The 6,799-nt window shown below is 31.6% G+C and carries 9 protein-coding genes; 8 read left to right on the top strand and 1 reads right to left on the bottom strand.

Annotated features, from left to right (window positions below; all coding sequences use genetic code 11):
* Positions 1–280 precede the first annotated feature (280 nt).
* On the bottom strand, positions 281–499 hold the full coding sequence (locus BK137_RS21425; protein ID WP_081730089.1) for a gamma-type small acid-soluble spore protein: 219 nt from the start codon (positions 497–499) through the stop codon (positions 281–283).
* A gap of 308 nt (positions 500–807) precedes the next feature.
* On the opposite strand from BK137_RS21425, the gene BK137_RS21420 reads away from it, so the two are divergent.
* The 8 genes from BK137_RS21420 (at position 808) to BK137_RS21765 (ending at position 6,243) form a co-directional block, all read left to right on the top strand.
* Positions 808–1,239, top strand: a complete 432-nt coding sequence (locus BK137_RS21420) for an ester cyclase (protein ID WP_038185118.1) — start codon at positions 808–810, stop codon at positions 1,237–1,239.
* 184 nt (positions 1,240–1,423) lie between these two features.
* Positions 1,424–1,609 carry a hypothetical protein gene (locus BK137_RS21415; protein ID WP_038185115.1) on the top strand — a complete coding sequence of 62 codons (186 nt, stop codon included), beginning with the start codon at positions 1,424–1,426 and terminating at the stop codon, positions 1,607–1,609.
* Positions 1,610–2,426: 817 nt separating this feature from the next.
* Positions 2,427–2,987 (top strand): hypothetical protein, encoded by a 561-nt coding sequence (locus BK137_RS21405; RefSeq protein ID WP_038185112.1) that lies wholly within the window; start codon positions 2,427–2,429, stop codon positions 2,985–2,987.
* Positions 2,988–3,177: 190 nt separating this feature from the next.
* Positions 3,178–4,143, top strand: coding sequence for a hypothetical protein (locus BK137_RS21400; RefSeq protein WP_038185111.1), 966 nt, complete (start codon positions 3,178–3,180; stop codon positions 4,141–4,143).
* Between the two features lie 351 nt (positions 4,144–4,494).
* Positions 4,495–4,842 (top strand): DUF3888 domain-containing protein, encoded by a 348-nt coding sequence (locus BK137_RS21395; protein ID WP_038185110.1) that lies wholly within the window; start codon positions 4,495–4,497, stop codon positions 4,840–4,842.
* Between the two features lie 506 nt (positions 4,843–5,348).
* On the top strand, positions 5,349–5,558 hold the full coding sequence (locus tag BK137_RS21390) for a hypothetical protein (RefSeq protein WP_038185108.1): 210 nt from the start codon (positions 5,349–5,351) through the stop codon (positions 5,556–5,558).
* A gap of 33 nt (positions 5,559–5,591) precedes the next feature.
* The gene (locus BK137_RS21385; RefSeq protein WP_038185106.1) at positions 5,592–5,783 is read left to right on the top strand and encodes a hypothetical protein; all 192 of its coding nucleotides are present in this window, start codon (positions 5,592–5,594) and stop codon (positions 5,781–5,783) included.
* Between the two features lie 175 nt (positions 5,784–5,958).
* Positions 5,959–6,243 (top strand): orotate phosphoribosyltransferase, encoded by a 285-nt coding sequence (locus tag BK137_RS21765; protein WP_076066904.1) that lies wholly within the window; start codon positions 5,959–5,961, stop codon positions 6,241–6,243.
* The last annotated feature ends 556 nt before the right edge of the window (positions 6,244–6,799 follow it).

Below are 6,799 nucleotides of genomic sequence, written 5' to 3'. Positions count from 1 at the left end.
AAGAAGCAATTTCTTCTGCTCGTTGTGCGTTCATTTTATCCACCTCCTTTGGGTTTGCAACAGGTATAATATTTGTTCCAAATTACTTAAATATACTTGTTGTAAATAAAATACTTCCTAGAATCATTAACTATAAATATTGGCATAGGTATGTCTAAATCTGTCTCGATTAATTTGTTTACTGCACATATGAGGATAATGTTCAGCAGGTGAAAACAAAAAAACCGGCAGAAAAAAGGCTGCCGGTTTTGGATCAATCAAATTAATTTGTATTGTTTTATTAACTATTATTTGGATTATTACCAGAAGCTTGGTTTTTTTTAGCTTCTGCTTGTTGTATTTGTTGTCTGACTTGGTTAACATCAGTCTCAGTCCCGAATTCTTCGTTCATTGCATTCGGAGTTGCGAATTGACCTGAAGCTTGATTTTTGTTAGCTTCTGCTTGTTGTATTTGTTGTTTGATTTGGTTAACGTATTTGTTGTTGTTATTATTTGGCATGGATTTCACCTCCCGAATTTAGTCTGTTCAGAACATGTTTTATTATCCGTAGATTTTTACTGATTTGAAATTAGCTGTTTAAAGGTGTTTGAAAGAGATGTTTGGGAGTGTATGTTCGGTATTGATAAAAAAGTTTTGATAAGGTAACCCCAGAATACTAATTCTAATCATTTTTAAAAATCATTATTCACTATCGTAGGCGATTGGTCTATTTGAACAATCGCTTCTTGTACTAACGAAGCAGGTTAGTTTAATAAAATCGACTATGATATGATTAGCAAAGGGCTTATTCATAAGGGGGCTTTTTAATGAAACCAGAACAAATTGTTAGAGAATTTTTTGAAAAAGTACGTTCAGGTAATAATCCAGATTACTCAAATCAATTGATGGCAGAACAAGTACTGGCACATCAAATTGTATCTGAAGAAGAACAAATAGTGTTGAGGACACCTAAAGATTATGCTGAACACGTAAGAGAAATGATTGAAGCATATGGTGATTTTTTAATAGAAATTCAAGAATTATTAGTAGACGGAAATAAAGTATATGTACGTTGGAAACAAACAGGTACACACGTAGGAGAAATCGATGGATACAAACCCACAGGGCTTCCAGTAATAGAAATGGCAAGTGCGGTGTATAGAATAGAAAATGAAAAAATTTCAGAGTATTGGATTCAAATTGATAGATCAGGAATTCAAAAACAATTAGAGTGCAATAAAAATATCAAAGGTAGTTAATTAATTTTCAATGTACTAGAAAAAATAAAAGTGATATGCAATATTTGTTAATAAACTCTTATTAAACTAACGGGTGCTTTACTTGAAGATCATTGAGTTGCATATGCAGCTCTTTTTTCTTGTTGAACTAACGGGGCAGATTAGTGTAATTAGGTTTATATGGTAAACTTTGAGGGGTTGTTTTTTGAAAAATGATAAGAAAGTTCTTTATTTTTATATGATTTTGGTCTCAATCGGAACCATACTCATTGCTTTAGGTATAATAGGGTATCTTGTTAAGCTAAATGAACCTAAGGGATACTTAATGATATTTTTTGGATTTTTATTAACGATTAACTATATCAATTACATAGAAAAAAAGCTGGAATAAGTAAAAAAATCATTTGGATTAGAAATAGTGTGTATATGGTTTTAGTTTTTTCTTTATCATATTTCTATATTTCTTATATTTCTAATCAATTTTTATTGAACTAATGGATGCTTAACTATAATTTGCTAAAAGGGAGATTTTTTAATGAAAAAATTCTTTGAAAATCATTTAAGGAAAATAATATCTAGTGTAGTATACTTCGTACTTTTTTTTGTTATTTTTTATTGGGGAGAGCCTAATCTAATTAGAAATCTATTTATCACTTTATTTTTAACTGTAATTTTTATGTTTTTAACAAGTGTAATGAATGATAACAGACAAAAAAACGACATTTAATCACATTAATTTATTACCAAATTATGTTATATCCTTATTAACATAAGGAGGAATAATTGATGGAATTTTCGCAAAACATTTTAGTGAAATTGAGTTTGGTAGTTTCAATTGTCATGCTCTCATTCTTTAGTGTCTTTACTGGATCTACTAAAGCAGAAGAATTTGTGGGTTTTGAGTATTGTTTTCTGTTTAAACTTAGTTAGGATATTGAAAAAGATAAAAACGGATGAAAAAACTTCAATAAATACATTTTTGATGATAACATCATTTCTTTTAATCGTGTGGATTATTATAATCAGCGCTACATTTCAGTTTTAGCAAAGTATTACTTCAACTAACGGGTTCTTTACTTGAAGATTATTGAGTTGCATATGCAGCTCTTTTTTCTTTATTGAACAAACGGGGCAGTTTAGTGGAAGAAGGGTTTTGAATGTTAGATAGCGAAAACTTTTTTATGTAAGATAGTTAAAGGGGAATATTGATGGACAAATTGTTTAAAATCTCTAATAGAAATACACCTTCCATATATGATAGTAATACCATTTATAGCAGTTCAGAAGAATGTACTAAATGCGGAAGACATAAAACTGATATAAGTGTCTTAGGAGCCTATTTACCTACATTTAATAAAAATTTCGGATTAATAGAACCACTTGGAGGAATTATTGGTTCAAAGGAAGCCATTCAGTATCTTAGGGATAATAATTTACACGGATTTTCTATAGAAGAGGCTGTCGTAAGCTATAGAAGAAGAGGTTTTATAGAACCTTACTTTCGAATAAAACCAAACTATGAAATTGAATTAAACAGTGAAAAGGGTCCTGGTCCTGTTATTAAGTGTAATCAATGTAATGCGAAAGGCTGGAATGATAAAAAAGGAATTCACATAGTAAAAAATCTTCCTCCAGGGGATTTATTTGTAATACAAAGCACCTGGATTTTGCTTTGCTCGGAAAGGTTTATGAAGATTGCTAAGTCGGTCCCTGATAAATGCTATTTAACTTTTGAACAATGGGACTTTAATTTAGAGAAACCTTATTGAGCTAACGGGTACTTTAGTGAAAGATCGTTAAGTTGCTAGGCTGCTCTTTTTTCTTATTGTGCTAACGCAACTGGTTAGTTGAACAAGGATTTGCAATAAAGAGTAGAGAATAACTCAATAATAAAAAGACCTTTATAGGTATGTGAAGATGTAATAAAAATTTTTTTTGAACGGAACTTGAGGTGAAGATGTGTATATTTTAGATCAAACAAACGAATGGGATGTCAATTTACCTGAGTTCGATGTGCGAAATGACGAAGTTAAAAATCAACGGGAAATGCTTTTTGATTATTTTATTATGAAGGCCTCTTCTGTGAATATATTGGTATACCAAGGTTTAAATGAAGAGAAGATGATAAAGCAAATGAAGAAATTTATGAAAAATAAGCGAGTAAAAATAGGTCATCATGGTAAATGCTACAAGTTCTTTTTAGATGACGCAGCAAGAAGTTGGATTTTAGCAAATAGTATAAGTGAATGTACAAGCGTTATATATGATCAAAATGACATAGCGATTGCGGATTTTTATAGACATGTGTCGTTTTATGAAAAAGTGCCTTTGCCATGTAGTGTGTTGCCGGTGAAAGAGCTACCAATTCAACTTGAAATTTATATTCGTGAAAAAGATAGAGAGTGTGATGTAGATTTACAAGACCAGGCTAAATCGTATTATATTAGTACGGAATATGATTGTATCGAGAAACTTGCTTTTGAAACAATTGAAAACCTTTATTTTTATCCATTGTCTATCTATATTGAAACGCACGATGGAGAGCAGCATCAAATGCAAAAGGATTGGGCGAAGTATGCTGTAGAATATATAGACTCCGGGCAGCGTGTGTTTACCCTTTCTTCAAAAGGAATGTATCATGCGGAAGTCCCAGGCTTCTTTTTAACAGTAAAAAACACAGATGAATTAAAAGTTGTGTTCGAAGAGCTATTTTACTTAGCCTATCAAAACGATACATTCATCGTGTCTCAAAATAAGCTGGATATCCGAACTGGCCGTAATCGAATTTTCAAATCAGGTGATGAAATGGTTTTAACATTCGATCATGATGCACAAGGGATTATCCTATACACTTCACTAAATTTCGAAAAAGTAAAGAACTATTTTACAAGTTATATGATTACACACATACAACAAGAGAGTTAGGAAACTAACTCTCTTCTTAAATCCGGGCAAGAAAGCAGGAGGAATCACAAGGGTTATGGAATGAGATGAAAAAGAGATTCTTGAAATATCCTCAAATGGTGATAATAGTACCCATTATATACAGAATAACGAACCAGATATAGTAGTTAGTGCAAAAAAAGGCTGATTGACAAAATTTTAATACATTGTGAAAAATTGCACTTAAACTAACGGGTGCATTAACAAAAAGTTATTGAGCTGCATAGACAGCTCTTTTTTTTCTTATTCAATTAATGGGGAAGGTAAGTTGAATAAGAATAATTATGGATGTCAATGAACAAGATACCTATAAAATAAATAGTAGGTGTTTAAATGAAAAAAATGTTTACATTTATTATCTTTGTTATTTTAACTACAACATCGGCTATAGCGTTTGCTAACCTTCCTACAAATACAAAAGCTACAAGAGAAAATTTGTTAGAAGATGCGGTAATTGACCTTTTACGACCACAGATTGGAAAAGTGATAGAAAACCATTATGGAACAACCTTTGAAATTGGAACTTTCTGTGAAAGAATTATTAATATAAAAAAGCTGGACCATCCAGGGTCTTGGCTTTTTCAAACTAAGCTGGAATTTACAACATTTACAGGAACTCATAACTCTTTAGATGTTTTTACTGTTACGTTAAAAAAGATTGGGATTCAAATGATTGGATAATTAAGGAATACAAAGTGAGGAAGTTTGACCCCGAAAAAAATAATAAATGTAGAAGTCCAGCGTAAGAGTAACTTCCTTGTTCAACTAACAGTGCAGATAAAATGAAATCAAATAAGAAACTCGATCCATTAGCCATGGGTCGAGTTTTTTAGTTTAAATTTATTTAAGGCTGTTTTCTCAAGGATTTGTGTTGTTCAACTAACACTAACGGGGCAGGTTAGTTGAACAGATTAAGTGGTTTTAGACCTCTTATACAGGCATACACTTAAATTAAAAAGGAAGTGTATTAACTGAAAAAGAGCAAAGTCACTTTAGTTGGAACCATTGTAATTTTATTCGTTGTAACCTTTCTATTTATCAATAACACCTCGTCAAAAGGAAATATATCCGAAGTTCCACAAAGAATAAGTCCCCAACAACAATCAGAAAGTGAAAAGAAATCAGCGGAGATTGAAATTTTCATCTACGGAGATAGTGGAATCATTAAACAAGTAAATGATGAATTAGTGAAAAAAGGTTATGAATTTCAGACGTTGGTTATGGCACATTCTGTGGATGATGTTCAGGTGAAATATATCTTAAACAATAAAGATGCTACTAAATCTGAACAAGAATCAATAAAATCAATTTTCTTTGAGATAGTAAAAAAGAATAATTTAGATTCTAATACATTTAAACTTAAAGTGGGGGATAGTGATGATGGACCAGATTGGTAATTAGGTTCTTATTTCACTAATGGAGTGCTTTACTTGAAGATCATTGAGTTGCATAGGCAGCACTTTTTTCTTATTGAACTAACGGGGATTGTTAATCCTGATGGAACTATCACATGTGGTAAACATAATGAATTAAAAGATAACCATTCTCTTTATAATCAGCTAGTTATTGCAGATGGCATTATAGACGATGATTATGAAAAGGGAAAAAAGGTGGGAAAATGAAGAATACTTATATTTTCATCATATTATGAAGCATTTCCTCTAGTTATTTTTAAAGTGCTCTCATACGGTAACGAGGCCGTATTCTCTTCTAAATTAATACCAGAGGGTACTGAAGTTTTGGCTGGTTTAGAAATGGGGGTATTCCAATTCGACAGCATTATCACTAAAAACAGGAATACCAGTTGTATTTGTTAGAAAAGAAGCAAAATCCTATGGTACATGTAAACTGGCTGAAGGTATTGAAATTCAAAATAAAAATGTTTGTATTGTCGAGGATGTTGTAACTACTGGTGGACAAATTATGCTAAGTGCTGAAGATTTAAAAAACGTTGGTGCAAAGGTGAAAAATTTGTTATGTGTAATCGACAGAAATCAGTCAGGTAAAGAAAACTTATTCGAAGCAGAATTGCTATTACACTCGCTGCTAACAATGGAAGGGTTACTCGCAGTTACAAAATAAAAAAAGTATAAAATAGTTTTTATTATGTAGGTGACGGAGGCGTTGATCCAAGAAGGGATTAACGCTATTTTTATAGAACTTGTTCAACTAACGGGGTGCTTTAGTTGAAGATCTTGGAGCTATTCAAACAGGTTTTTTTATTCAACTAAAGAGGAAGCCTTAGGGATAAAAGTGATTCATGTTGTGGAAACTATACATAGTGAATAATGAGTGAATGTCATTGTTCGCAGTGTTTAAAATCTGCTTAATCCCTTGATACAAAAGGGATTAGGCGCTTTTTTTGTTGTGATATATTGGAACTTAAAGAAGGATTAACGAAACTACAATCACACTTACAGGTGTTGCTCTTGGCAAAATTAGATATGTAAGTAAATCACGATAAAGATTGTGAAAAAATGTACTTAAACTAACGCAGCAGGTTAGTTCAACAAGCGTGGTTGGATTTGCATTAAATTTCAATCAAAGTAAATTAGTTTTAGTATTAAAATAATGTTTAGTTAATAATCCAAATAGTCAAAGAACAGGTCTGCTATTATGGTTTCAATGAGGAGGAATA

Source organism: Viridibacillus arenosi (assembly GCF_001955655.1).
Classification (GTDB): Bacteria; Bacillota; Bacilli; order Bacillales_A; family Planococcaceae; genus Viridibacillus; species Viridibacillus arenosi.
The sequence above is the reverse complement of the archived record's forward strand: the minus strand, read 5'-3'. Positions and strand labels throughout refer to the sequence as shown.

Coding starts and splice junctions, on each gene's coding strand:
- BK137_RS21425 (WP_081730089.1), bottom strand. CDS start 499: ATGCCAAATAATAACAACAACAAATACGTTAACCAAATCAAACAACAA.
- BK137_RS21395 (WP_038185110.1), top strand. CDS start 4,495: ATGAAAAAAATGTTTACATTTATTATCTTTGTTATTTTAACTACAACA.
- BK137_RS21405 (WP_038185112.1), top strand. CDS start 2,427: ATGGACAAATTGTTTAAAATCTCTAATAGAAATACACCTTCCATATAT.
- BK137_RS21420 (WP_038185118.1), top strand. CDS start 808: ATGAAACCAGAACAAATTGTTAGAGAATTTTTTGAAAAAGTACGTTCA.